General features: G+C 58.7%; 20 protein-coding genes. 10 read left to right on the top strand and 10 right to left on the bottom strand.

Annotated elements, in window-relative coordinates:
- Positions 1 to 205: 205 nt before the first annotated feature.
- Both CK226_RS34980 and CK226_RS20855 read left to right on the top strand, forming a co-directional pair.
- Positions 206 to 370 carry a hypothetical protein gene (locus tag CK226_RS34980; RefSeq protein WP_179295996.1) on the top strand — a complete coding sequence of 55 codons (165 nt, stop codon included), beginning with the start codon at positions 206 to 208 and terminating at the stop codon, positions 368 to 370.
- A gap of 1154 nt (positions 371 to 1524) precedes the next feature.
- On the top strand, positions 1525 to 2085 hold the full coding sequence (locus CK226_RS20855) for a hypothetical protein (RefSeq protein ID WP_095792929.1): 561 nt from the start codon (positions 1525 to 1527) through the stop codon (positions 2083 to 2085).
- A 552-nt stretch (positions 2086 to 2637) separates the two neighbouring features.
- On the opposite strand, the gene CK226_RS20850 is transcribed toward CK226_RS20855, so the two are convergent.
- Positions 2638 to 2994, bottom strand: a complete 357-nt coding sequence (locus CK226_RS20850) for a hypothetical protein (RefSeq protein WP_095792928.1) — start codon at positions 2992 to 2994, stop codon at positions 2638 to 2640.
- Between the two features lie 33 nt (positions 2995 to 3027).
- Between CK226_RS20850 and CK226_RS20845 the strand changes: the two genes are divergently transcribed.
- Together CK226_RS20845 and CK226_RS20840 are read left to right on the top strand one after the other, a co-directional pair.
- On the top strand, positions 3028 to 3501 hold the full coding sequence (locus CK226_RS20845) for a hypothetical protein (protein ID WP_095792927.1): 474 nt from the start codon (positions 3028 to 3030) through the stop codon (positions 3499 to 3501).
- Positions 3502 to 3797: 296 nt separating this feature from the next.
- Positions 3798 to 4280, top strand: a complete 483-nt coding sequence (locus tag CK226_RS20840) for a hypothetical protein (protein WP_095792926.1) — start codon at positions 3798 to 3800, stop codon at positions 4278 to 4280.
- A 270-nt stretch (positions 4281 to 4550) separates the two neighbouring features.
- Here the strand turns inward: CK226_RS20840 and CK226_RS20835 are convergent, their stop codons facing one another.
- Positions 4551 to 5411, bottom strand: coding sequence for a DUF3800 domain-containing protein (locus CK226_RS20835; RefSeq protein WP_245437792.1), 861 nt, complete (start codon positions 5409 to 5411; stop codon positions 4551 to 4553).
- Positions 5412 to 5751: 340 nt separating this feature from the next.
- Between CK226_RS20835 and CK226_RS20830 the strand changes: the two genes are divergently transcribed.
- Positions 5752 to 6246 (top strand): hypothetical protein, encoded by a 495-nt coding sequence (locus tag CK226_RS20830; RefSeq protein ID WP_142887637.1) that lies wholly within the window; start codon positions 5752 to 5754, stop codon positions 6244 to 6246.
- Here the strand turns inward: CK226_RS20830 and CK226_RS20825 are convergent, their stop codons facing one another.
- Positions 6247 to 7125 carry a DUF4365 domain-containing protein gene (locus tag CK226_RS20825; protein WP_095792924.1) on the bottom strand — a complete coding sequence of 293 codons (879 nt, stop codon included), beginning with the start codon at positions 7123 to 7125 and terminating at the stop codon, positions 6247 to 6249. It lies immediately after the preceding gene.
- 296 nt (positions 7126 to 7421) lie between these two features.
- Positions 7422 to 7763 carry a hypothetical protein gene (locus tag CK226_RS34975; protein WP_210202248.1) on the bottom strand — a complete coding sequence of 114 codons (342 nt, stop codon included), beginning with the start codon at positions 7761 to 7763 and terminating at the stop codon, positions 7422 to 7424.
- 162 nt (positions 7764 to 7925) lie between these two features.
- Here CK226_RS34975 and CK226_RS20815 point away from each other — a divergent pair, with 162 nt between their 5' ends.
- The 5 genes from CK226_RS20815 to CK226_RS20795 all read left to right on the top strand — a co-directional run bounded on the left by CK226_RS20815 (position 7926) and on the right by CK226_RS20795 (position 16438).
- Complete coding sequence (locus tag CK226_RS20815; RefSeq protein WP_095792922.1) at positions 7926 to 10892, top strand: hypothetical protein; 2967 nt, start codon at positions 7926 to 7928, stop codon at positions 10890 to 10892.
- Between the two features lie 91 nt (positions 10893 to 10983).
- Positions 10984 to 11559, top strand: coding sequence for a hypothetical protein (locus tag CK226_RS20810; protein ID WP_095792921.1), 576 nt, complete (start codon positions 10984 to 10986; stop codon positions 11557 to 11559).
- Positions 11560 to 11609: 50 nt separating this feature from the next.
- Positions 11610 to 12134 (top strand): hypothetical protein, encoded by a 525-nt coding sequence (locus CK226_RS20805; protein WP_142887638.1) that lies wholly within the window; start codon positions 11610 to 11612, stop codon positions 12132 to 12134.
- On the top strand, positions 12134 to 13549 hold the full coding sequence (locus CK226_RS20800) for a trypsin-like serine protease (RefSeq protein WP_095792919.1): 1416 nt from the start codon (positions 12134 to 12136) through the stop codon (positions 13547 to 13549). Before CK226_RS20805 ends, CK226_RS20800 begins: the two co-directional genes overlap by 1 nt.
- 522 nt (positions 13550 to 14071) lie before the next feature.
- Positions 14072 to 16438, top strand: coding sequence for a type I restriction enzyme HsdR N-terminal domain-containing protein (locus CK226_RS20795; RefSeq protein WP_245437803.1), 2367 nt, complete (start codon positions 14072 to 14074; stop codon positions 16436 to 16438).
- A gap of 29 nt (positions 16439 to 16467) precedes the next feature.
- On the opposite strand, the gene CK226_RS20790 is transcribed toward CK226_RS20795, so the two are convergent.
- From CK226_RS20790 to CK226_RS20765, 6 genes are all read right to left on the bottom strand, one after another.
- The gene (locus tag CK226_RS20790) at positions 16468 to 17253 is read right to left on the bottom strand and encodes a hypothetical protein (protein ID WP_245437791.1); all 786 of its coding nucleotides are present in this window, start codon (positions 17251 to 17253) and stop codon (positions 16468 to 16470) included.
- 1169 nt (positions 17254 to 18422) lie between these two features.
- On the bottom strand, positions 18423 to 19757 hold the full coding sequence (locus CK226_RS20785) for a hypothetical protein (RefSeq protein ID WP_142887639.1): 1335 nt from the start codon (positions 19755 to 19757) through the stop codon (positions 18423 to 18425).
- The gene (locus CK226_RS20780; RefSeq protein WP_095792915.1) at positions 19754 to 20470 is read right to left on the bottom strand and encodes a TfuA-like protein; all 717 of its coding nucleotides are present in this window, start codon (positions 20468 to 20470) and stop codon (positions 19754 to 19756) included. The genes CK226_RS20785 and CK226_RS20780 overlap by 4 nt, the downstream gene beginning before the upstream one ends.
- The gene (locus CK226_RS20775) at positions 20467 to 21720 is read right to left on the bottom strand and encodes a YcaO-like family protein (protein ID WP_095792914.1); all 1254 of its coding nucleotides are present in this window, start codon (positions 21718 to 21720) and stop codon (positions 20467 to 20469) included. Before CK226_RS20775 ends, CK226_RS20780 begins: the two co-directional genes overlap by 4 nt.
- A 4-nt stretch (positions 21721 to 21724) precedes the next feature.
- A complete protein-coding gene (locus CK226_RS20770) occupies positions 21725 to 22258 on the bottom strand; it encodes a hypothetical protein (protein WP_095792913.1) in 534 nt (177 codons plus the stop codon).
- Positions 22259 to 22279: 21 nt separating this feature from the next.
- Positions 22280 to 24229 (bottom strand): BTAD domain-containing putative transcriptional regulator, encoded by a 1950-nt coding sequence (locus tag CK226_RS20765; RefSeq protein ID WP_095792912.1) that lies wholly within the window; start codon positions 24227 to 24229, stop codon positions 22280 to 22282.
- Positions 24230 to 24322 lie beyond the last annotated feature (93 nt).

Raw genomic sequence — 24322 nt, 5'->3', positions numbered from 1 at the left:
GAACCAAGTGAAAGGGGCCGAATGACAGCGTTCTGCGATCTGAATCAGTGCCCACGGGACCGCCTCGCGCTTTCAACAGTCGTGCTGCAAGGTACAACCGCGACTGTCATTCCTCGCCGACACTTCAAATGAGCGTTTTTTGGCCTAGTGCGCAAGCCACTCGATCGGCAACGAGGTCCTGAGAAGGATCGAGCCCGCATGTCCCATGCTCAACGCCGACGCGACGCGCCGCCTCCTTGAAACAGAAACGCCGACGTCCGCGGTGTTCGAGCTCAATCTCGGCGGTGGCGGGCCGAAGTTCGAGATCGTGCATTTGCTGCGTCAACGCGACGTGCCGTTCGCATTTGTCACCAGAGACGCGCCGAAGTGATCCCCGCCGAGCTGGCGGATGTCGTGAGGCTGCAGAAGCCGATCCCATTGCGCGACATGGTAGAGGCCATGAGCCGCTCGCAGGCTCGAATGTCCCACTTGCGAAGTGGATCGGGCGCCGAGTGAGGCGTAATCGGCTTCGTGGCCCCGGTGACCGAGTTCAGAGACGTGTGCCGCGCCTGTCAATGTCTGCTAGTGGCGCAAAAGGGCCGCCGCACCTAGTCGCGCGGGTGACTGCTTTCAGAATCTTGCGGCGGACTTCTCAACGACCGAACTGGCAACGCAAAGCGGTCGTCCAAGCCACGGCCGACCTCAGTCGTCTTCGGGTCGAATTCCGGCTCAGCAGAAGTCACAGATGCTGGTATCGACACCAGCTTAATTGCCGTCGCGGCATGCTCGATCGGTCGCGGCAACCATCCCATTCGCACGTCGTTACCGCCTTTTGCCGCACGCATCGCCCGAGGGTCTTTCCAGCCTCGAAATAGCTGGACTATACATGGCTGCACAAACCTGACTGACGAACGGAGGACAATCGAACTTAAGAGCAGGCATAACTCGCCCTTCCCCGCTCATGGATTGAGTCAATGCACCTGAGTCCTGGGACATAGCGAATCTAGATTGGCCCACTTCTAAGCGGAATTGACCATAACTAATTGATATTAAACAATTTTGGTGGGCCCGGAGGATGTTTGGAAAAGGAGCTAAATCAAGCAGTTAGGAACTAGTGGGACAGCAAAGCATTCAAATCTGCTCCAATGTTTTTCGATGTTCTTGTCCCACCTACACCGCTGCATTTCGCCCGATGAACGTCTCACTTGCCCTATCTCGCGAAGAAGGATCGTGACGGTGTTTCAGTCTCTCATCGGAAATTTGCGCTAGCACCATTAACGACGTTCTTGGACGAGCAAGGAGCGTCTCGATTGGGGCCGTCTCCAGACAGTCCGGATTCGAGCATCGAGGATCCGATAGCTGCCGTTTACCGCTGGTGAGTTGGCGGCGGCTGGACTCAGTAATCGTCTCGAGCTTGGTCAATCTAGGTATGGCTAAACCGCGATGCAGGCATCAAAGTGTATATTTCCTTCCGCCGGTAGCAACCCGGCGTTCTCCTGCTAAAGTGCGGGCGGATTCACTGATTCAGTCAATGTGGGGGGACGTGTGAAGCTGCTGGATCTGGGAGCGGACTTCCGAGACGTCACGGGCTATGCGGGCCGTGCGTACTACCGACTTGCTACGATCACATGGTCCGAACCACTCGTCTGGCATCCCGATGACCGATCCTTCCCTGTTCCGGTAGGATGGGCCGGCCACGGCGGGGTATATGCATTCACACGCAAACACTGGCGACAGCAAGGCAGGGCGCGGATCGCCTATATTGGGAAGGCTATCTCGTTCAAGGGAAGACTGATCAATACTCACGACCACTTTGACATCGTGAAGCGTCGCGGCGACACCATGGTTTCATGCGGTCGGATTGCCTTTGAACGTGTTCGCTCTCGTCCTGGCTACTACCTCGAAATAGAAGACATCATCAAATTCGCAGTCTATGCCCACCTCGAAAACACGCAGGGTTTCGAGAGCCTACCTGGGTTTCGGATCTCCAAGCCTACTGCAATGGTTCCATGGGTTATCACAAACGAAGGTCATCGCTTCGGTGGCATCATGCCTCGGCGAATAGTCTACCCTGCTATTGGCATCGAATACCGCACTCGATCCTAGCGACCTAGCCTAGCCTGGATTTACCCCAACGGCCGAGCTTTGAAAGAGGCCGCAGCCCCGCCGGGCCAGGCGACGGTCTTTCCATGCACGCCGCCAACCTTGATGTAATTGATGTGAACTTAAGAGGCCTCCGACCAATTGCAGAAGGGTCATGATAGAGGCGCGAAGCAGCGACCACGCGCGGCGGCGTCATTGGATGTCCGGCATCGGCCCCAGACGTCCGCTTTTGGCAGAGGAGTGGAGCCTTCGAAACGACCGAAATGAGGCGCATTGCAGACTGGCTGCTCTGGGGCCGTAAGCAGCTCGTCCGTTTTCGGGATCAAGACGCCAACAAGCTGTCGTTCCGCTGACGACTTCACTTGCCACTGTCCGCTTGGCGATTCATTGGCTCAAATAGCATCGCAACCCTCTGGCGATCTTGCAGGTCGTTCCAGTCTAATAGGATTGAACACATCACTAATTATCACTGATCAATAATTGACAAAACTTATTACACGGCCTTCATCCCCGGATGAGCCGGGCCGTGGGAAAACCAAATGGCTGCTTTTGACCCTACCATACCAGCAATTCCCCAATGGACCGCTGACGCCGCAAACGATCCAACGCCTTGTGGCGGTCAAACAAAGAACCGGGATGGCTTATGCCGCTTTGGGTGGCAAACTTGGTTTTAGTGGAACAATCTTGCATAACCTGATGAACAGGAATGCAAACGTTGGCACTCAGCATGTTGAGCGGATCGCTACTGCAATCGATCGCCTGGAAAACCCGGATCAGTTGGCCGAGGCTCCTGCGAATGAGGCGGGTCTGCTCCAACACAGCTTCCATCTCCGCCCCGGCCTTCAGATTAGAATCGATCTGCCCGACGATCTGACAGACCGGGAAGCCGACCGATTGGCCCGGTTTGTTCAATCTCTCCCCGTCGCATGAGCAGAAAGCAAGACCATGACCTATATTGCCGCCGCACGCGCCATGAAGATGATAGAGGGGTGCGTTGATCCGAAGAGCCTCAGGCAAATCGCTGCAAATGCCCGTCGAAAAGGTGAGCAGGCTGTTGCCCGCGCAGTTGATTTGCGTCTCTATGAAATCCTTCCATCGGAAAAGCCGGGCACATTTGAGCATGATGTATGGCGAAGCATCCACGCGTTGGAAGGCACCCTTACGGGCGAACGCGAAAGAACGACACGGTTGGGGCGAACACGTCCAAAGATCGCCCGAGTGGGCGAGTTAGAGACCATCAAGGATCTGATCCTTGGCGCGAAACCATCGGAGGGTTTCTTCATGCTCATCGAACGCCAAATGGCCGAGCTGACTTTCGAAGCGGTCGCCCTGCGACATCCTGAAAGGTTTGACGACTCGGTGTTGGATGCCGCAGCGGCACGATTGCGATCGGTAGGAATTGAAGTCGATCGGCCTTAACGACGGTTGGTGGCTTTCATCAAGCTGGAACTGGCTGCCCTCCGCAACCCACAAACAGCAGCCCTGAAGCCGGACAAACGCCGCAGGCCCGCTATGGCATCGGGTCTCAGTTCCTTCCGCCAGGACGAGCGTATCCCCTTCTGAAAACTGACCTAGTATGGGCCGACGCGCTCGGCGACCATGATGCTGGGCCACTCTCTTCGATGATGTCCGGCGGCGCGCCTGGCGCGTTGATCTAGTTCGGCACGCTTGCAGGGCTCGGTTACAATGAGGCTTTCTAGTCAACGGAGATTGCGATGGAAGAGAAAGACATTGCCGACTTCATGTTGAAGGCCTCGAAGTTTGAGTTCTTCTTAGTCAATCGAGACACATCGTTAGCCCATACAAACGCCGTTGGTGGGCTCATCGTCATCTCCGGCGTCAATTGGACACGAGTGGCGCAACGCGTCGAAGCAAATTTCCCTTTTCACTCGTTCGACTTTGCCAGTTCCGGTTTCGAGATTTTCGCTCAAGCGGCGCCGCAATACCTCGTCATAAAGCACGACGGTCGCCTTGGTTGGGATTGCGACGACGAGCCAATAGCATCTTGGGACTGGCTCCTCTCGCGTAGCTACGCTCAACTCCGCAACAACGCCGCTCACGGCAACAAGCACCAGATGCCTGCACCTTTCACCTACGATCGAACAGCACGATTCTTGCCGGCCGGTATCGCCCTCATGAACTTCATCGCAAACCGAGTTTTCTCAGAAATCGATTGGGATACTCCAATTTTCAGCTAGCCTTTCAACGTTGCGTGCCCCCTTGCAGCGGACGTACTCTATCTCACATTCGCCCGGCCGAACCCGCTGCCAGAGTTTTCGGCACACACGGGCGAAGATCCCCGGCGCGACGGATCGGAGAAGCGTGCGGCTCCCGCTTCGCTTGTGCGCCAGCCGCGTCTATCCTTGTCCGTGCTACCCCCATCCTCGCCGAAGGCGGTTCAACTTTGTTCCGTTTTCGCTCGCCACAGTCCGTCGGATCGAACGCTAGCAGATGCCAGTCAGGTGCATTCACTTGCCGTCGAAAGGCCGTGGCGGGAGACCCTTCGCAACCCTATCGGCCGAAAGCCAGTCCTCATAGTTTCCACGTTCAAGCTCACCCGGCGTCGCCCAACGCATTGACAGATTCAGGATGTTAAGTCTCGCTGCGGCGCGGAGAATTAGCTCATCGGCCCTGCCGAACATTGGCCCCGGGTTCCTATTGACCGCGATCCATTGCGACCGGGTGAGGATGAAGGCAGCGAAGTCGGCCAGCTGTATGCCTGGGACATCTGCAGATCTGCGGAAGCACGCCTGCGGCCCCTCGATTACGTCCGACCAGTTTGGCAACTTGCGATCGCGGCCCGCAGTCATGACCCCCTCGTCGACGTAGAGGGGGAGAGGAAGTTCGAAGGCCTGGGGGCTATCGTCCTTCATGGTGCGGATTTGCATCGAAACCTGGGAGCAAAGCAGCAAGAGTCCGAAGTGGGAGATGTCTTCTAGATTCCAGCCGCCGACACGCTTGCCTTCAAGGGAGCGCACAAGATCCGGATGATCAAGAAGTGTAAAGTCGCTGACAGTCTGGTGCACGATGGGGAGGCTGAGCCGATCCATGAGATCTGCCATGATGCCGATCATCTCCGCGCGCCTATGGGGGTTGACCGACTTCCACGGCCCCTCGCCGCTGTAGATATTGGTGAAGTGCAATTCCCCGGCGCCAAACTCGTCCCGTACGCCCGTCAGGAAGATATCCATGGCGCCCTGAACGACGCCGGCGATCGCCGACGGCACGATCACGGCGGTCCAAGATTTTCGCGAGGAGGGCAGGAATTCCGACCCCGAATCGACACCAGGATTTCCGGAATCGTCGACGTAGATACCTCCTTCTATCAACGGGCGCCTCCTTGCAATCCGCTAGAATTTAGCCGGAATCCCGGCGGACGGCTGAGTCCGACCTGCCCCATTCGTACACATTCACGGACGTGGTTACGAGCGAGATGAACCGACCGCAGCTTTTGGGCAGAAGCGAACGGCGCTGAATGGCCAAGGGGCGGCGCATTGTTGCTCGGCAGCCTAGGGGCCGGCTTGGCAGCTTCAGGATCACTGGCAAGAGAATGCCGACCTAGGTGAAGTTAAGCGGGGAAATGTGCCCGCAGACGCTTACGAACGCCAGAAAGCTCCATTACCATAAGCCCGACCTGCATTTTCTGTCGGGCGCAGGTGGGGGTTGTACGTGCCGATCGGGTATCACTATTCAAACGAGGACTATGAAGATGGCCGGATCGTTGTGTCTGGCCGCGATAACATGGATGGTTTGACCGAAATCGAGAAAAAGGCCGAGCTGTTTCTAAGAGCTGCACACGAGGAGGGTGAGGCTCTGAGAAAGGGCGCGCTGTATCTGTGGCAGGACTTGCGGGTAGCAAAATACCTTTGGGAGTTTCGTGGCAAAACTTCTGACCCGAGAAAATATCTCTACACAATGAAATACGATGAGGTGGATTTCATTCACGCTGGCGACCTGCGACACTACACAGTGCTTAAAGATGCCGTGAAGGAGGGTAAGCCACTCGAAGACGCCACTGCAGCACGCTATTGGGATGGCCCGCCGGCCGAGGCGCCTCAAATGGAAATCCTTGTGACGAAAGCCACTGTCAAAAGCCGAATAGAGCTTCCGCAAACTCCCGCCGACGTAATGCGCAAATTTTTTGAGCAGGCGAAAAAGGGATAGTCAGTCGTCGTCGCGAATGCGGTAAATCCAACCATCATCCTCCTCGTCGTCGCGGACGGGCTGGTCGGGCGTTTCGTCGGTAATACCCTCTCGAAAGAATCTCTCGGCTTCCAGATACGCCTTAGCTTCCGGCCTCAAAGAAACCAGGAGGGTAAAGATGTCAGCTTCGCCGGAAACATCCCATTTGGTAGAATCGTCCTCGTATTGATAGGTGAGCCAGGGGAATAGATTCTGCATGGCGAGGCCAATGTCATCAGTAGGATACCAGCCTCCCACTTTTATCGGCTCTTCGTCCTCAAAGATGAAGCGGGCGTTGCGGAGGCTCAGGCTTTTATTGAACCAGTATTCCCAGATCATCTTGGCATCGGCGCCAACAAAGCGCTCCATCAGGGGCGCGTCCAGGCTGAAGCGGAGACGCAGCTGGCCTTCTTCGTCTAGGTCGGGGCCAGCTGCAAGGTCCCCCGCGGCGCTGGCATTGAGCGCGTTGTCGCGGGGAACGACAATGCTCCACCCTTTATCTGTTACCTTGCAAAGGCGCTCTTCAATTCGCTGGTAAAGGGTAACGCCGGTTTCCGGGTTATGGAGAATGAGAAACATGGGTAGGACGTGGTTCGTCCAATATTTTAAGTGGCGCATTTCTCCGTAAAACACGTACCCTTCTTTGATTTCCCGCTTGAAGAACGAGGTGCCGCTCTTGATTTGAAGCGCGATGAGTTTGCCAGTGGGCATATCGTCTTCAGTAATCTCGACTTCGGCATCGACCCCGAAATCCAGAACCTTTTGCTCTCGAAAGAGCCAGCGGAATTGCTTCGTAAAGATCGTGTCGGCGGCAATAACGCCTTCTCGCTCCTTTAGGGCGGAACCAACGACGCTCGCCATTGGCTATTCCGCAGCAGGCGATCGCGAAGCGCTGTGCTTCGCATAGGTCGCCCACGTCCGCTTGCAGTTATCGTCGGGCACCCCGATAAGATCTGCCCACTCGTTCGGATGCGCGGTCGAAATCCCGCCAGCGGCGTTGCGCCACTCTTGGATCTCGTGTGTTTCGCGGATATCTCCGGGAATCAGATGCACCGTGACCATAGCGGGCGGAGATTGCTTGCACGCGTTCGAAAACGCAATTCACCTGGAAATAAGAAACGGCATTCAAGAGTGCGCCTGTGTAGTCTAGCCCTAGCCTAAGCCTTTTTCACCATCATCCATACCTTCTCCAAGTCCAGGGTTTCCATGTGATGCAGGCGCAGCTTTACTGCGGAGCCCACATGAACGACCTTATAGGTGACCACCGCGTGTGGAGGCAGCACGTTCCTCATTTGTGGAGCGAATGCCTGTCTCGCTTTTTTCCCGGGCAACGGATCGGTGCGCCCCAAAGAAGAAATAGCGGATAAGCGCAGTCCTGCGCCCGTTCGCAACAGCGAACGATTGGCGAGCACTGGACGAAGGAAATTCGCTTTCGCCGCTGGCGGCCCCCTTGCATTCAAACCGCCTGTAACGCCCGTGTCACGCCACTGGTGAGACAACGCGCTCTGTCAGCAACCCGCAAGCGAACGGCGGGCTGCGGCCAAGGCATCCAATGCCGGTTCGTCCTCAGCACAACGGCTCCTTCCGTCGCGCTGGCATCCTCCCAAGCGAACCGGCTTGCCTTGCGATCTTGAAACGCGGTCGAGGCACAGGTGGTTCAAATGCGCGTCCTCACATTGCTTCTCTTCATCTTCCTCGCCGTAACGCCGACTGGCGCGGCAGGAATTGTCATCGGTGACTTCTGCATCGACGGTGCCACCACGCAGGCAGACAGCCACCAGACGATTTATATGGCTGACGGCAAATGGACACGCATAGTTCTGAAGCCGTCTAGCCAGAGAGGCCGCGACAGGTTCCTTGTTGTCTTCGCGGCGAAGCCGCAAATGTCTGGTCCGGTCGAATCGTGTCACGCCCTAGCCGGCCACGAGGCGGCAGCTGGACGGCCGGCGTTCCTAGCCGGCCAAGTCGAGCAGCTTAACGTCGGCGGCTGGATTTTCGAAGCCAACACAGGCACCAACCGCTACTATATCGATGCAGGCGCCTTCCAAGCAAAACTTGGACGCATTGAGTCCGGCGTCGTACCGGTTAGCGGCGGTACGTCCGATCTGGCTGGATCGAAGCTGTGGATTGCCAACAGCAAGCCTATTTTGATTGATCCTTCCGGCGTCTCCGGGGAACTCGAGATCGAGGCCTGGAACCGCACGATTGAACACGCTCGGTTGACGGTGGATGGCAGCGACATTGCCGACCTTACTTTGGCCTCCGCCCACCCGGGCACCGAAAACATCGTCTATCGCCTTGACCTCAAAGCCAGACAGGGCTGCCTGTGGAAGGGTCAACTCGCGTCCAAGCCAATCGCCCTTGAGGGCAATTCGCTCGCACTGGATGACATCTTCCTTAGCAATTTCAAGATGAGCGCGCGGTCCGTGCGGATCACGGCGGTTGCTGGTGCGGCCACCGTCGACCTCGTCGAAGTTGCGGGCGCATCCGGCGAAGCTGGCATGCGTGGCAATGCTGCCAGCTTCAGCGCCGACCGGCCCACTTTTGACGTCGCCCGGGTCACCGCGGCAATCGCGCAGTCCGATCATGGCTTTGCTGCCAGCGATTTCGCATTCCATACACTGAAGTTCGCTACCGACCGGGGTGGCATTGCCAGTCCGTCCAAGGAAAGCCTGCTTCAGGGCGCCGTGGCTGGAACCGTCGACAGCATTGCGGCGACTGGCTTTCAGGCTGATCTGCGTTTCGCCTCGCCCGTGTCAAGCATCCTGAGCATGCTGACCGATGCACCGGGCACGGCCGATGTGCGCATTGCACGCGCAGCCGATCTCATCAAGGTCAGCGGCAAGCTCGACACGGCCGCATTGCTGTTCGGCAAAATGCAGGTCGAAGCGAACCAAAGCATGGCGTTCGCAGAAAGTGTGATGAGTGCCAATGCCACCGCGCCTACCCTTGAATTTCCGGTCAGTTTCGCGATCCCCCCGGCCTCAGGTGCGGTGAAGTTTCTGACAGACGACCACCGCGTCTCGCTTACCGGCGCCCTCAAAGCTTTCCGGCTCAAGGGGCTGCTCCGGGTCCCGCTTGCGGATATCGAGGCGAGCCATCTGTCCGTCAAAGTGGGCGACTTCGAACTTGCATTAGGCGCCACGGCGTTCCTTGAACCGGTGATTGCCGGCGTCGTGCCCACCTTGTCGACGGCCGACCTGGCGATTGCAAGCGCCACCGACCTGACGATTGGCAAGGCCAGCAACGGTTTCCTCGAGACCAGCGTCGGCGCCATGATCGTCGGCGAGCCCATCCTAAAAATCGGCGAGGATGGCAAGAAGGCCAAAGCGAGCCTGCGGTTGAAAACCCGCGCAGGTGCCGACCTTCTGTTCGACCTGGCGACGGGCCGGGTGTTGATCGCACGCGCCGAGCTCGTGGCTGAAGACACGCACTTCCATTTCCTGGAGCCCGGCGCGGAGATCGACCTTGATGGCACCCACCTAGTTGATCCCGACGTCCGTTTCGATCTGTTCGAGGTGTCGATAGCACGATCTGCGACCGTGGAGATCGCGATGGCCCGATTGGTCAATCTGAAGGCCGGGGCTAGCCGCCTCTACAAGCCAGCCAATCCTGACAGCCCGACCGAGGTGAGCTATTCCTCCACCGTTGTTTCGCCGCTCTCCGTCGGCCAGGCACGCGCGGCGAGGGTCGACTACAAAGATAGCCTATCGCTTGAATATCTCCTCATCGACGATTTCAGCCTTGCAGTCGCCAACGGTGATATCCGTTTCGGCAAGGACATGCGGGCGCTCGATGCAAGCATCAGCCTGAACGCACGCCGGATCGAACGGCTCGGGGCGAATGATGGCGAGTTCGTCCATCTGACGGCAGCGCGCATCGCCGCTGACGGCAAGCTGGATGCCCAGCAAAACAACCGCCCACACTTTGCCGTCGAGCTCAATGCCGAGGGCCGCGCTGACCAGCTATCCGGCAACGGCCACATATCGCTCGGCGCTTTCACTGGTTCGAAATCCGGCGATCTGGACATGGGATTCGAATGCGATGACGGCAATAAATTGAAGGTCCCGGTCGAGTACAACTACGGGCTTGGGCCGACCAGCCTAAATCTGACAGCAGACAAGGGGAACTTCTCGGCTTCCGGCTCTACCGGCCCATTCGGCCTTGCTTTTCACACGACTTCGGGACGCGAGTGTCACGGACCGACGAAGAAGTGGGTTGTCATTCCAGAGCAATCGGGCTGGACGTGGGGCATCTGCGGCTTTCCACCGAAAAAGTGCAAATGGTCTTGGAGCACCCCAGAGGTCAACTTCAAATACGACATCAAGCTGGCGGTGCGAGCGGCCGGAGCGACCCTGTTTCTTAGCAATCCGATCGTCCTGCTCAAGCAAGACGAGATCAAGGCCTGCAACCGCGGGGTAGCGATCATGCAACCCCCACCATTCGTCGTGGGCGGCTACTCGCCACAGATCGTTAGCAACTTTCGCGACGCCGACAACATCATCAATGCCTTCATTTCAGCGTCTCTTGAGCCGGCCCAGACCCTGTTCGTGGCGGGCTTGCTCCAGACCGTCGGTCAGATCGCAGAGTCCGTCATCAACGTAGGGCAGGTGATTTGCTATGGCTAAGCTTGATTGGACCCTCGCGTGGCCGGCGCTAATCTCAGCGACACTGGTCTGCCAATCACTCCCGGCAGCGGCAGACAACGTTGTGGAGGCCATGCTTCCGCAAGGTCGCCAATGGTGCGTGGTGTCGCAACCGCTCACCAGGGAAGAGCTCGAGCAGACGAAACCCGGCGAGGCACAGCCTGGACAGAAGCTGCTCCAGGCGGCGCTGGAAGCCATCGGGCGCGCAGCGATCGAGGCAAAGCTGCCGGGTTTCGGGAAACCGGAGATTGCCGACTACGACATCGTCGAAGGCAACAAGGTGAGCATGGTCGTTTGCTCGCTGGTCGAAACAGACAAGCCGCCACCCACCGCCGCGCTGATCGGCCGTACGCGTCCGGCGTTGAAGGTTTGGGCGCTCGCCTGCCCAGGGCGCGATATCGAGACCTGCGATGCGGAACTGTCGCGCCAACTCAAATCCGATCGTTGGAACCTCGATGGGGCCACGATCGACGCCGCCGAACGGCTCTCCGCGAGGGTGCCGCGCCCTCGCGCCGGCGGCGTGGATTTTCCCGCCGCATTGACCAGCCCCGGCGCCTTCATCGCTGACCCACTGACAGGCGCTATCACACCCGCTCCGCTCGAGGGCGAACTCGTCACCATCGACGCGATCGTCGCACCCGATGATTAGCGTCTTCTCAGCGGGATGCTGGGTGTCTCGCAGAACTAGCCGGCTCTGTCATGAACAAACCAAGGAGAAGAAAAATGCCAATATCGTTCCGCGTATTTTCCAAGATAACCAATGTTTGTGTTGGTGCAGCCTCGCTGCTTGGCCTGTGTTCCTGCGCAGCCTACACCCCCGTCGACGTGTCGAAACCTAGCAACATAACGCTGGTCGACGCGACGCGCGAGATCGGCAAGAGTTTGGTCGTGTTGAAGCAGGAACTCGATCAAAATCATATGCGGGCAGGCCTTCTCATCGACGAGGTCAACGCGACATTGAAGGTGACGGCAAACGCCACCCAGGGCGGCTCGCAGAAGCTCACCGTAGACGTCGCCAACACGGCCTTGGCTGGCGTCGGTCTGGGCGCCACCGTGACTGGCGAACAGACTTCTACCGGCTACCGCGAGAACACGATCAACCTGAAGTTCAAGAACATCTACACGACGACGCTTAATGCGCCGGGGACCGCCAAAATCGGCAAGGACGGCGGCGGCATCACAATATTTTCCTGCACCGAATCCGGTGCGTGCGGAGGCCGGTGATGCGCTCCCCCAAAACGATCCTCTGGACGCTGGCGGCGCTTGCCTCCATGCTCCCCAATTACGTTCTGGCCGCGGATTTTTCGATCTCGTCGACGTCGACGAACACTACGTTTTCCTCAGTATCCGATGGCCAGCCGCAAACCGCCAGCGGCACCGGCCCGGTTAGCACACGGGCCGACGGGACGATGGCGAGCATGTGCACCCCTTATGGGCGCATCAGTACGGCATCCGCCGACGCCGGCGTCTCCTACTCCGATCAGAGCGCCGATGGTATGTTCGTCGAGCTGCGTGCCTCCGCCTTTGCTGCGGGCGGACATTACCGCACGTGCGGCTTCTGCGGTCCGAACGATCAATGCGTTCTTATCGACGGACACGACACAACTGCGCGCAGCGAGGGCGGTGCCGTCAGCGTAACCAAGATCGAGTTCAGCAAAGAGCTCAACCATTCCGCCTATACGATAGCCGTGGCCGCGACCGGCGCCACGGGCGAATTGTCGATTGCGCTCAAGGCGCCGGACGGCACGACCACCTCGGTCGACTCAAGCCACGCGGCTGCGTTGAACGTGGAGCCCAAGGAAGGGGACGTCTACTTCCTGACGGTCGGCACTCACGTGGCGGCAAGCAATGCCGGCGGTTGTTGCGAGAGCCGAGCTGAGCATTCGTCGGCCGTCAAGGTCAGCGTTACCCCCAATGCGATCATTGCGTCCGAAGAGCCGCTCGATCCGTACATTCTTGGCGGAACGCCGGTGGCGGACGGCCTGTACGATTCCGTCGTCGGTATTCTGCTTGACGGCAGGATCCATTGCTCGGGCGTGGTGGTCGGCAAACGCACGGTGTTGACTGCGGCGCATTGCATCGACGGCTACGAAACCGCGATAGCTGAAGGCAAGGTTCAGCTGTTTCTTGGCAATAGCATCTTCGAGCCTGGCGCCCTGAAACAGGTAGTCGACGCGGCCTTTCCGAAGGGCGAAATGGGCATCCAATACAAGCGCACCAAGAACTCAATCCAGCATGACATCGGCCTCATGTACACCGCCGCGGACATCGGCGCTCCCAATGCCGCGCTACACAAACTCAACCCGACCTGGTCCGATATCAAGAAGAGCTATTCCGCCGAGCTTACCTTTGTCGGCTTTGGCCTCAAGGTTATGAAAGGCGGAAAGGGATCTGGCGCCGGCGTCAAGCGGGAAGCGACATGGCGTTATTCGGACCTGGACACCTTCAATTTCTACTTCAAGGGGCAGGCATCAAACACCTGTAGCGGCGATTCAGGCGGCCCAGCCTTTCTGCGTGAGCAGAAGAGCGGCGACCTTATCTTGGTCGGCATTACCTCGGCTGGAGATCAGAATTGTACGCGCGGAATCGAGATGCGCGTTGATGCGCATAACCAGTGGATCGACAGCCGATTGCAATAGGGGCCGGACCGGCTGCCAGTATTTGTCCTTCCAACTCACCGGCTTCTTGACCACCGGAAAAATGGGGCACCCAAGCAACCGGTCGGTCCCAAAAAAACGGCACATAAACCGCAGTCCCGCGCATGTCGGCAACAGCGGACGATTGGTGCCGCGTTACCAAGACTACCTGTGGCGGAGCACGCCGTGCACCGGTAAAGGCCTCAAGCGTGCGTTTCCGGCGATGTGAGCCGCAGAACCGTGCGAGACGCACACGGCTTGCCGCTAAGACCGACATCCTCAAGGATGCCCGCACACGATGACAGCGGCGCACCGGCTGTGCTCGCGCCTTTCCTGGCGTCGGTCGAGCATGAGTGCCACACGTCGTGAATTGTGCGGAACGGCAGCCGTTGCACGAAGCGATTGCGCGGCGCGGCCGCGCCCTCGGGAAATACAGATCAAGCCGTTAGCTTGACCTATTGGTGCGGTATCTGGGACTATCGCAACACGCATACACTTCAATCGTCAGGAGCGTCCTTGACCTTAGTGCCGGTGACCACCGCGCCGACCGAAGCCGATCTGGAGGCGCGGATTCACGCTGTGCTTCTCTTGGCCTTCCCATGGCTGCCCCCTGGCAGCCTGAAACATCAATTAAAATTCACGTTCAAGTTCGGCCATAAGATTGTCGAGGTGGACGGCGCGGCGGCTTCACAAGCGCAGGCGCGCGCCGACATACTCGTGTTTCACGGTTCGACGCCGCTGGCTGTTCTGGAATTAAAGAGGGAGGGGCTTCCGCTTACCCAAGACGACACGGATCAGGGGCTGTCATATGCGCGGATGGTTGACCCGCGTCCTCCTCTCGTCGTCATCACGAACGGCGTGGACCTTACCTTAATCGAAACACATGCCGCCAAAGAATGGCAGCCGGGTACGCCATCGGAAGTTGCGCTCGGAAAGCTGTTCTCTGCCGCCGGCATGCTCGCCGCTTCCGACCTGCAGCGGGCGGTCGAGGTACTGATGGGGCCTAGCTCCCGCGTGTGGATGAGCGCCGTTCGCGCTGCTACCGACACTACGCTTGCTGACATGACTGGGCGCTGGGACGAATTTGAGAAGCCTTTTGTAGAGGGGTTTCTCATTCCCCGCTCTGCGACAGCCGAGGTACTGGACAATGTCCGTGCAAGGAAACGGATTACCATTGTCGAGGGCGCACCGCTGGCGGGCAAAAGCAATGTTCTGCGCGAGGTCGCTCTGAGCCAGTTCTCCGTTGATGACATGGCTGTTCTCTTCGTAGAGGCGGACAGCCATGGTGGAGGGATAATTTCCATGATTTCCGCAATCCTTGGGGATGCCTTGGGCTGGCACGTCTCTGCTAACGATACGCGAAACTGGCTTGCCAGCCTTTCCAAGCAGGATGGCCCGGCACTTGTGCTGGCGATCGACGGTTTAGGGACGGCGCGCGACGAAGTCAGAAGAGATATCGAAGAGCTGTCCGGCGATCGGTATGGCAGTAATCTCCGGCTCGTTATCGGGGTGGATGATACAGTCACCACCCGTCTGACCATGAACGAGACAGGACGAAAAGCCACCAAGATAGGAAGGCGCTCAACTGTCGTAACACTGGACGTTCTGGCAGCATCGGAGTTCGGCCAAGCCGTCAATCTTTTGTCAGACCACCGCATCGGGATCATGCAGGGCGGACAGTCGGCAATCGAATATAGAATTCCATGGGTACTGCGCTCTCTGGGCGCTGATATTACGACTTCGCCGCAATATGCGAATGAAGCGTTGGCCGCAGCCCTGCCGCCCCTATTGGGGGTGGAGTTGCTGAATCGTGCCCGGGAGCGCTTTGATGAAAACAGCGTCATTCGTCATAGCTACCGGGCACTCGCCGAGGCCGTGATGGTGGACACGGCGGACAACAGCCGGCTGCCGGCAACCGTACTGCAGTCGATGGAGACGTTCGTCATCCGCCGCAAGACACTAAAAGACCACATCGACACCAGGGAGCTGAAGGAACTCATAAGTAGGGGATTTGCCAAGGAGAGCGTGAACGAAGACCAAGATATGGTGATTGTCGCTCGTCTTCCTGAACTGCTGGCTTCGGAACTGGCTTTCCATTTGGCTCATGACCTGAAATCGCGAATAGCCAACCCGCCAAGCGCCGCCGCGTGGTTCATTGCCGCGTGCGCGCGATTGCCGCTGGGGGACATAATTGGCGCGCAAGCGCTGTTCGATTTTGTAACCATTGGCGGGTCGATACCTATGAACTTCATCACAGAGATGCTGAGCGTTAAGCCCCGCGCCGAGAAGTTAAGGCCGGGGATGAAGTTTGCCATGAATGTGCCAGGCTCAGGCCGCATCGAGTTCACTGTCCGTGAGGATGGTCAGGTCATGGTGGAAACCGGTGCAGTCCAGGAGGTTTTTGCCGCGGAGGAATTTGCGGACGGCGAGATGTACGCTGATATGGATAGTTGGATGATCCTTGCGCACTTGGCGGGATATCCATTTGTGGCGCAGACCCCGGACGGCACGGTAGCTAGCCGCGCTGATCCCATGCTTCTTACTGAGATCGGTACAGCGCCCATGGCTCTGCGCCGGCCTGTTTTGCAGGAGGACATGAGCGGGGTTCTCATGCACCATATCGAGGGGCATGGATCGATCGTCTGTCACAATGCGGGCATCGTCGAACCGATCACCTATTCAATCCATACGTTCCTGCGCCGCGACCATGCCGGCGTGGAGGACTGGATCGATGAAGCTATCGAGCGCAAGTCATTCCCCTTGTTGGCGCGCATCGAAGTTGCGCTTCTTGCGCTGGTAGAGGGCGGCAACCCACAAGTTGCATCCTGGGCAAGCGAAATGCTGGTCAGCAAAATTCGACCTGCCTTGCAAGAATTCCCGGGTCTGCATTGATCGGTTAATGGGCGCTGCGTGCGTTGTCCCTAGGTGCCCCGGCTCATTCGGTAGTGTTCGGCCATAAGGAAGGTCACGTAGCTGCGGATCAGGTTGCAATAGAGTCGCCCCTCATCCGCGTTGATCGTGATGCCACTCTTAAGGTCAACGCCATGCCTGACGCCGCCGCCCGTCGGTGATGAAAGATAGCCATGCAGCGTCGTGAGCCAAGTAAGAACTTGTTCTATCGTTTGTCCCTTCTTCTTGGCCCGGAGTTCCTGCGCGATCTTGTTGAAGTATTTTTCTTCAATCGTCGAATTGCCGGCGCTGAGTCCTTTGAAAGCCGTTACGACTGATTCCATCAGCCATAGGATTTCCTGGACGGCCTGCCGGGGGTGTCCTTCGGCAAGCAGCTTCTCGGATTGCTGGAGCGATTGCTGCACAATGTCCTGCGCCTGTTCATCGAGCGACTGATAGCGCTCGGGGACGGAGATCGGCTCATGGAACCCGACTGCCACCAGCTCCGGCGGCCTGATTTCGTATCCGACGCCGTGCTCCTTCAGAATGCGGTTCATACGGCCGACATCAGGGACAGCAATACCGTCGTCGCCGCGCAGCGCCTCACACCCCTCGTAAAAGGCTTCGATGAACAGCGGCGCATTCTCTGCTGTCTGCGACATGAAACTGTTCAGGTCGGATTCCGCCCAGCTCTCAGAAGAGCTGCTGCCCGATGCCCCGAAGTATCCCTTGAAATGTTCAAGCATTCGCCAGCGGTTGCCTTGAGCCACGACCTTGCCGATGAGGGTGTCGAACTCACGCACCGCTTCAGATGGCATGGGACCGGGTGTATCGAATCGCCAGGAACTCTCCATTTTCATTGATCGGTTCTCGATATCAATAAGGTGTTGTCGCTATTGCATACAAGTAGGGCTTGGTAACACCCGTCGTCAAACCGCAACAGGATAATGGCATTACGTAGCTATCGGCGCGCATCTTTGCGACAATGAAGCTAGTGCCGTGGCGCTCCATCAATAGATATGTTGGCCAGCTCTCGTTCCGGCTTCGCACCCAGCGTGCTGATGGCGATGTCCGCTTTCAGCTAGCGGCAAACTTGCCGCACCGGCCGAAATGAGACGCAGAGCGGTCATACACGGCCCCGTACGCGAAAGTCTGCTGCGGGGTCGGATGCTGGCGTTTCACCCGTTTGCCGCCTCGGCATTCTCGATCAGGCGCTCCAAACTATCCCATTAGTAGGTCGTTACCGCCCTTTGCCGCACGCATTGAGCAATGGGCTTTCCAGACTTGAAATAGCTGCGCTATGTGCGGCCATACAGAGACTGACTGGCGAACAGCAGCAAGAATCGAAGATAGATGAAGCAGGCAGAGATCGCCCTCCCCGCTCCCGGATCGTCTTCATGAGAACAATCATTCTGAGAGTGCTGGGGCACAGTGAAGCTCGATTGGCGAAATTGGCCATAAGCAATTAATATTAAAAGACTTTGGTGAACCGGAGGATGTTTGCAAAACAAGGAAAATAAACGGTTATCGATCGGTGGGATCGCGCGGCATTCAAATCTGCTCCGATGTCTTTCAATGTTTTTTGTCCCACCACATCCGTGCCGTCGGCGAGGCACTCCGCCACGAAGTGAAGCCCACCTCACACGGCCGGGCGCGACCTTTGCCGAGTTGCCACGATCGGCGAAGGCACAACGGGCGGGCAGGAGGCGATACCTGATTCCCATCAAGATCAGGCAATCCGGCCTCGATCATCGCCCGCGCTGTCCCGATGGGGCGACCCAAGGACCTTGGAAATTGACGAGATCCGGTTTTCCCAACGAAGCAGGCGATCTGATCTCCACGATAGGGCTTAGGCCCCTGCCCATCTGACCCCTCGCTGCGAGACCGAAATCTCGCCGTGGTGGCCAGGTAGGGGACTGCCTGTGACGGGCGAGTACGCAACCCCTAGGAAAATCGATTTCGATTGCGCCGAAATCCCCACCAGGCTCTATTTCTCGGGGCAGGATTTCTCTGGAACTCCGTCGCATACCGACTTCAATCTTCGCATGCTCGCAAAGTACTTTTTCAGGCCGCTCACGGAGTCCGAAAAGCAGCCATCTTTGTCGGGCCAGAATTCATCGTTCTCTCCGTGATGCCAGCTTGGTGGCATGGTGTCGTTGGCGGCGTTGCCAAGGACCGTCGAACAGTAGGAAGTGCGCGTACGTGGAATATCGTGGCACCTCATGCAGGCGCCGCCTTCTCCGGTCGAATCCACAGGCGCCGGGTTGATCCAACTCAGCAGCGGCGCGCCGAACTCGACGAATGCGAACTGATCGCTATTTGTCTTGTCGGCATTCGGATTGAGAATTTCGCCCAAGCGCATTCCTGGATGGACGATGAGCGGATTGTCTCCAAGATGGCACAGGTTGCAATCATCATCGTAATCGGCTGGATGTGCAAGTTGGTCAAAGCTGGTTGAAAGCATCGTCGCTTCGTCGATGCGCTGGGTACTTCCATCTTTTCCGTAAACTATATTGTCAAAGAAACAGGCATATTTTCGGCCTGCATCCGTACAGATCGTTCCAATCAGCGGGACGGGTTGATTTCCATGCTCGTCCGGATACGCCTCGCGCAGCAAGGTCACGCACATGCCCTGACTGCCCGCGTCGTATTTCCAAAGCGTCAATTTCTTCTTTATGTCCTTGCCGAAGAAGTATTTGCCTGCATCGGCTGCGAGATCGAAGGGGCTGGACCAGTGCCCTCCGCTGGATATCGCGTCAGGCACGGGAACCTGCGCCGTTCGGCAGTTGTCCAGGTATTGCTTGACGTACTGCGCGTATTTGCCCGGCGTCTGCCCGACCCAGCCATTCGCGGCCAACAGGTCTCTCGCGCCGCTGTGCTCGACGATTTCGTTGACGTTGCTTCCTCCGATCTGAGCCAAAAGGCGCCGGGCGATGCGGCTTTGCTCGTCCACCGTGACGTCGACAGAGATTGCTGCCGCGAGTTCGACCAGGACAATATCGCGTTCCATCGCGTGGGCGCCGGCGCTTGCGATCGGCAACAGCTGGCTCTGTTGCGCATATCTGCTTCGCTCGGCATCAGCCAGGCGATCTTCGGCGCAATTGCGCACCTGCGTCATCGCCGGCCCGACGGTATCCGGAGTGACCTTGACCTCGTCGCCCGTCGCCAGGTCGTACACCATTCCGTAGGCAGCGCCATATGCGCAGGGTTGTCCTTCTTTGCCGGCAGCGGGCACCGGTCGAAGATACCAAACGACCGGAAGGGTGACGAACGCGAGCACCAGCACGGCGCCCGCCGTAAAACGTCCACGCGTGTCCATCATCCATCCCCCATCCCGGCTATCAGCTTGGAAAAGAACCTTGTTTCCAGGAAAGCCGTGTCGATACGGTCGTCCCGGCGCCCGGTTCCAGGCAGTGCTTCGAGGAGCAGCTGGGCGTCGCGGGCCTTCAATCCCGGGCCGTTGCTTGCAATCCAGCGCGTGATCCTTTGCGAGCAGCCAGTGTCCGCTCCGGCTGCCGATAGCAGGCTGGGCCACGTTCGCGACTTGAAGAACATGGCTCTCGCCTGGCCAACGATCTCGTCGCGCAATGTATCGGACAATTCTCTGGCCGCGTGCATGCGGGCGACCGCGTCTTCCACATCGACCAGCGCTACGCTGAGCGGGACATAGCCGAGCTCCATCGGCCCATGGATCAGGGCGACGTCCGCATCGGCGCTTCGCCTGCCGGCGAGAAAGTCCTCGAACACCTGCCCGATACCGATCATGCCGAATGCCGCGCACTCGGCTGCTCGAATGGCCCCCATGCTGGACGCCCCCAGGACCGTACAGCCGGACGCCAAGGCGAACAGGATTTCCTTGTGCCAGACGGCCGGGCCGGACTCGAACGTTCCGTCGATGAGCCCGATGACGCCACGGCCCTCCCTGGCCGCCCTCAGCAGATCGCCGCAACCCGCCGGCGGCGCGAACTCGACGCGGCTTTCGCTCGGCAACTGGAGGCCGTGCAGGCTGGGTCCGGCAAAGACAATGGGCTTCACGAATGCATCCACCTGCGCAACAGCTTGTGGCCAGCTCGGCCGGTGCGGGCGCTGCCTCTCACGACCTCGAAGGCAACCAGATCGTCGGCCAGGACCCGCACAACTTCGAAGCCATAGCGGCAACCGCCGAGAGGAAAGGCATAGACGTCGCCAATGCCTGCTGCGAACACTGCCGCAAGCAGCACGGCGAGGTCATCCGATCCATCCTGGCCAGATTCTTCAGCAGGCCGCTCGTCGGAGAACCGGTGGCCGCCGAAAAGAGCTTCGGTCCCCGGTCTCAGTTGCCGGTGATACTCCTCGGCATAGAGATCGTCTCGCGCCCCGGAGATATATGTCAGCCGGCTTTGCACAGCCTCGAGCAGGGCCGCCAACGCGGCATCCTCCACGGTGGACCTGCAGGCTGATCCGCAGAAATACGCAAGGCCGGCCTGATCTCCATGTCGAGGCTTCAGGGCGGCCATGACAACCGGCATGGCGATGTCGTCCGAGACTTGCACGAAGCGTGCCTCGATATCCCGTTCCGCCAACTTTTCGATCGCCCAGGCGATCCCTGTCGCGCGGGGACGATTGAAGATCACGTCGCGACGCTCGGCCGGCGCGCCGCCGGCAAGCGGACCGAAAATGGCATCCTCCTCGACCAGTTCCCGCAGCCCGTGCAGGATGGCGCTCGCCAGGTCGCCCCCCGCGGCAAGGCCGAGTGACGACATTCGAAAGTCGCGCGTATTCCACGGCGCCGAGGAAACCATATCCATGCCGACGAGCTCATAAGGCGCGAATACCGGCTCGCCCGTCCTCAGTGACAGGCCCATCACCCAGCCAAGCTCGGCCTCCTGGGTCAGGCGGCGAGCTGCGCAGCGGGCCTGCCGCTCGAGTGGTATGCTGCGCAGCCCCTTCCGGGCGACGGCGGCCCGGCTGGCAACGAAGCTGACGAGGAGCGATGCCTCCTCCGCGATGGCTTGTTCGGCGCTCTCCATCACTGCCGAAAGCCATGCGCCCTCTTCGGTGACCCCTTTGCCGTTGGCGATGCATAGCGACCGCGAGGCAGGCCTGGCTGCGAACCAGACCGGAATGCCGATGTGGTCCAAGCCAGTGATATCCCCGACGCGTGAGATGCCGAGCCGTGCCAACTCCGGCTCGAGCATCGCGCGCGACAGTCTTTTGCACGCCGCTGGATTGCCGCATTGCAAATCTGCGTAAAGCATCCGAAGCGCGGCCAGCGCTGCGGCCACATCGGCCGCCTGCTTGATCACCGGTTCAGGGCTTCCACGGTTCCAGCGGATCGAGCTCGCTGGGCGCAAGATTGCCGATGTGGAATTGCTGCGGCTTGCTTGCGTTGGCTGCCAGGTAGTCCGCAATCTCCGAGGCCGGCTCAGTGTTTCGCCCCTTCGCGACTATTTCCGCAGGATCGACATCCAGCGCGACGCAGAAATCCACATCGCACACATTGCCACCGTTTCTGATGATCCTGCCGATAGTCCTGGCATAGTCAGCCTCGGCGAACGCGGCCTCCTCCTGAGCGAGCGAAAAGTCGCCGTGCTTGCCTTGGTCGATCTGATTCAATCTTTGCTTCAGCTGCACCACCTCGACCCCACGCAGATGCGGCACCAGATCCTTGACTATCGCTGCCATGGAGACGATGGGCTCCTGCCCACTCATGTCGTTGTGTTCCGCCTTTTTGAGATCTTCGGCAGAGTAGTAAACAACCATCACCGGATCGGTAATGACGATTGTGAGACCGAGATCGCGATCTCCGATGATGAAGGCCCTAGATGGCTTCAGATTTTTCATTGCACTTCCCCTTCCCTCTTCTCACTTGATACCTGCCAACCGCAGTCCGTCGATGAATGGTTGCAGGTCCTGCCTGCTGCGGTGCGGCTGCAGGCGCGTCATGCTCTCGGCGCTCTCGCCGGGATACATCTCCATTAGTCGGTGGCCGTACTCTCGCGCCTCGACGACGTTTCCCAACTGCCCATGGCACGCGGCCAGCAGTCGCAGAACGGACTCTTCGTGGTCAAGCCGGCTACATAATTCGATGGCCTTGAAATAGTCCGCCTTGGAAAAGGCGATGCTCGCTCCGGCCCACCAGTAGTGGTCGGGCGGTGTGGGATTGAGATCGATGGCGCGCTCGTACATCCGCCATGCATCGTTGGCGTCGCCGACGAAGCCCATGGCGTCGCTGTGGTCGAGCAGGATGTCAGCGGAGTTCGGATGCAGGTCCCGCGCCCGGTGAAAACACTGTTCCGATTGAGCGAAGTCGTGTTGATAAAGCGCGACCATTGCCTTGCGCCAGTGGCCGGACGAGCTGTTCGGATCGTAGCGTATCGCCTGATCGGCTAGTTCGCGCGCTTCCGACAGCAGCTTCGGATCGTTGCCGCCGAGCAAGAGCCACTCGAGATAGAGTGAGCAGGACACACCGGAGTAAGCTTCTGCGAAGCGGCCATCTTCTTTGATCGCATTGGCGTACGACCGCCGCGCCCGTCGCACGCTTCGCAGGTCGCATGTCTTCAGCGCGCTTTGAGCTCTCAGGAAATGCAAGTACGACGAGGCGTTCCCGGTTCGCTCCAGTTGCTTGAGCGAATCGCTTTCCACGGCACCGGACACTTCGGCAGCAATCCGCGCGACGAGCACCCGACTGGAGTGGACAAGCACCTCATGTTGCAGCGCGAAGTCACCAGCCCAGACGATGGCGCCGGAATCGCTGTGCACGAGGCGCACACACAAGGTACCAGGACCGGCTGCGGGCCGGACGAAACTGCTGACCGTATAATCTGCCCGCAACAAGCTGTTCTCCTGCAGAACGCCGCCGTCGTGCATTACCTGAAAGCTGCTGTGGGGTGCCAGCGTCAGATGGCTCTTGTATCGTGCCAGCTCGTTCGCGATGTCTTCCACAAGAGCGCGAAGGAAATTGTCGCGATCCGACATCCGTGATGCCCAATTAGGTGCTAGCAGGGCGACCCGCATCAGGCGTGTTCCGGCTTCGCCGACGTCATTGGGTCGACCGAATGTCTGATCGATGAGCCTTGCTGTCGCGTGCGCAAGCGAAACGCGTGTATTCAGGACGGGACTGTCGGCGCCGTCCATGTTCAGCACCGAAGCTAGGAGGCCGTAAATCCGCCTTGCTTCTTCGGGCCTGCCGATTGCGCCGTAGGCCATGATCAGTGCGCGGTAGGTGTCTTCCCTGGCGTTGTCGATGGAAAGGCTGTGTCGTTCGACGGCGCGAAGCAACGTCAAGTCAGCAGTCCCGTAGCGGGTGAGCGCCTTCAGCGCCTCTTGAACAAGGGCGAAATAGCGCTCTCGCAAATAGGTGCTGGCTATAGCCAAGGCGTCATCCGGTTGATTGGCCGCGGCGGCCAGGCCTTCCAGAAAATCGCCCCGGTAAAGTGCGACTAGCTCCAGGAGAGTTTGATCCGCAGGCCCGTCACCCAGCTCCAGAAATCTGCAAACATCGATCTGGCCGGCGGCGTTTGTCAGCCAGAGTGATTTGTCGTCCACCGCAAGGATCGTGTTCAGATCGGGTAGAGCCTTCTGCATGCGCAACAGCAGTTGGCGCAGGTTGCCCAGGCTTGCAGTCGAGTCGGCACTGTCCCAAAGCTGCGCGGCGACCCGAGCACGCGTCAGCTTTTTGACCGGCGCCAAACAGAGCAACGCCAAAAGGCAGAAGCCCCGCGACGGAAACACGCTCGTTTTTTTCGAGGAACCGACCTGGGGGAAACCAAACAATCGAAACGAAACAGTATTCTCAGGCTGTATCGACGCCATTTTCCCAACCCCCAAACCCGATATTCGATCAAAAAATCAATGAAGGCAAATGCTTTCGCGCTGGTTCGGCATAAATGCTTGAAGTCGGCAAGT

The sequence above is a fragment of the Mesorhizobium sp. WSM4311 genome (assembly GCF_002295115.1).
Lineage (GTDB): Bacteria > Pseudomonadota > Alphaproteobacteria > Rhizobiales > Rhizobiaceae > Mesorhizobium.
This window is presented reverse-complemented; position numbering and strand designations above follow the sequence as displayed.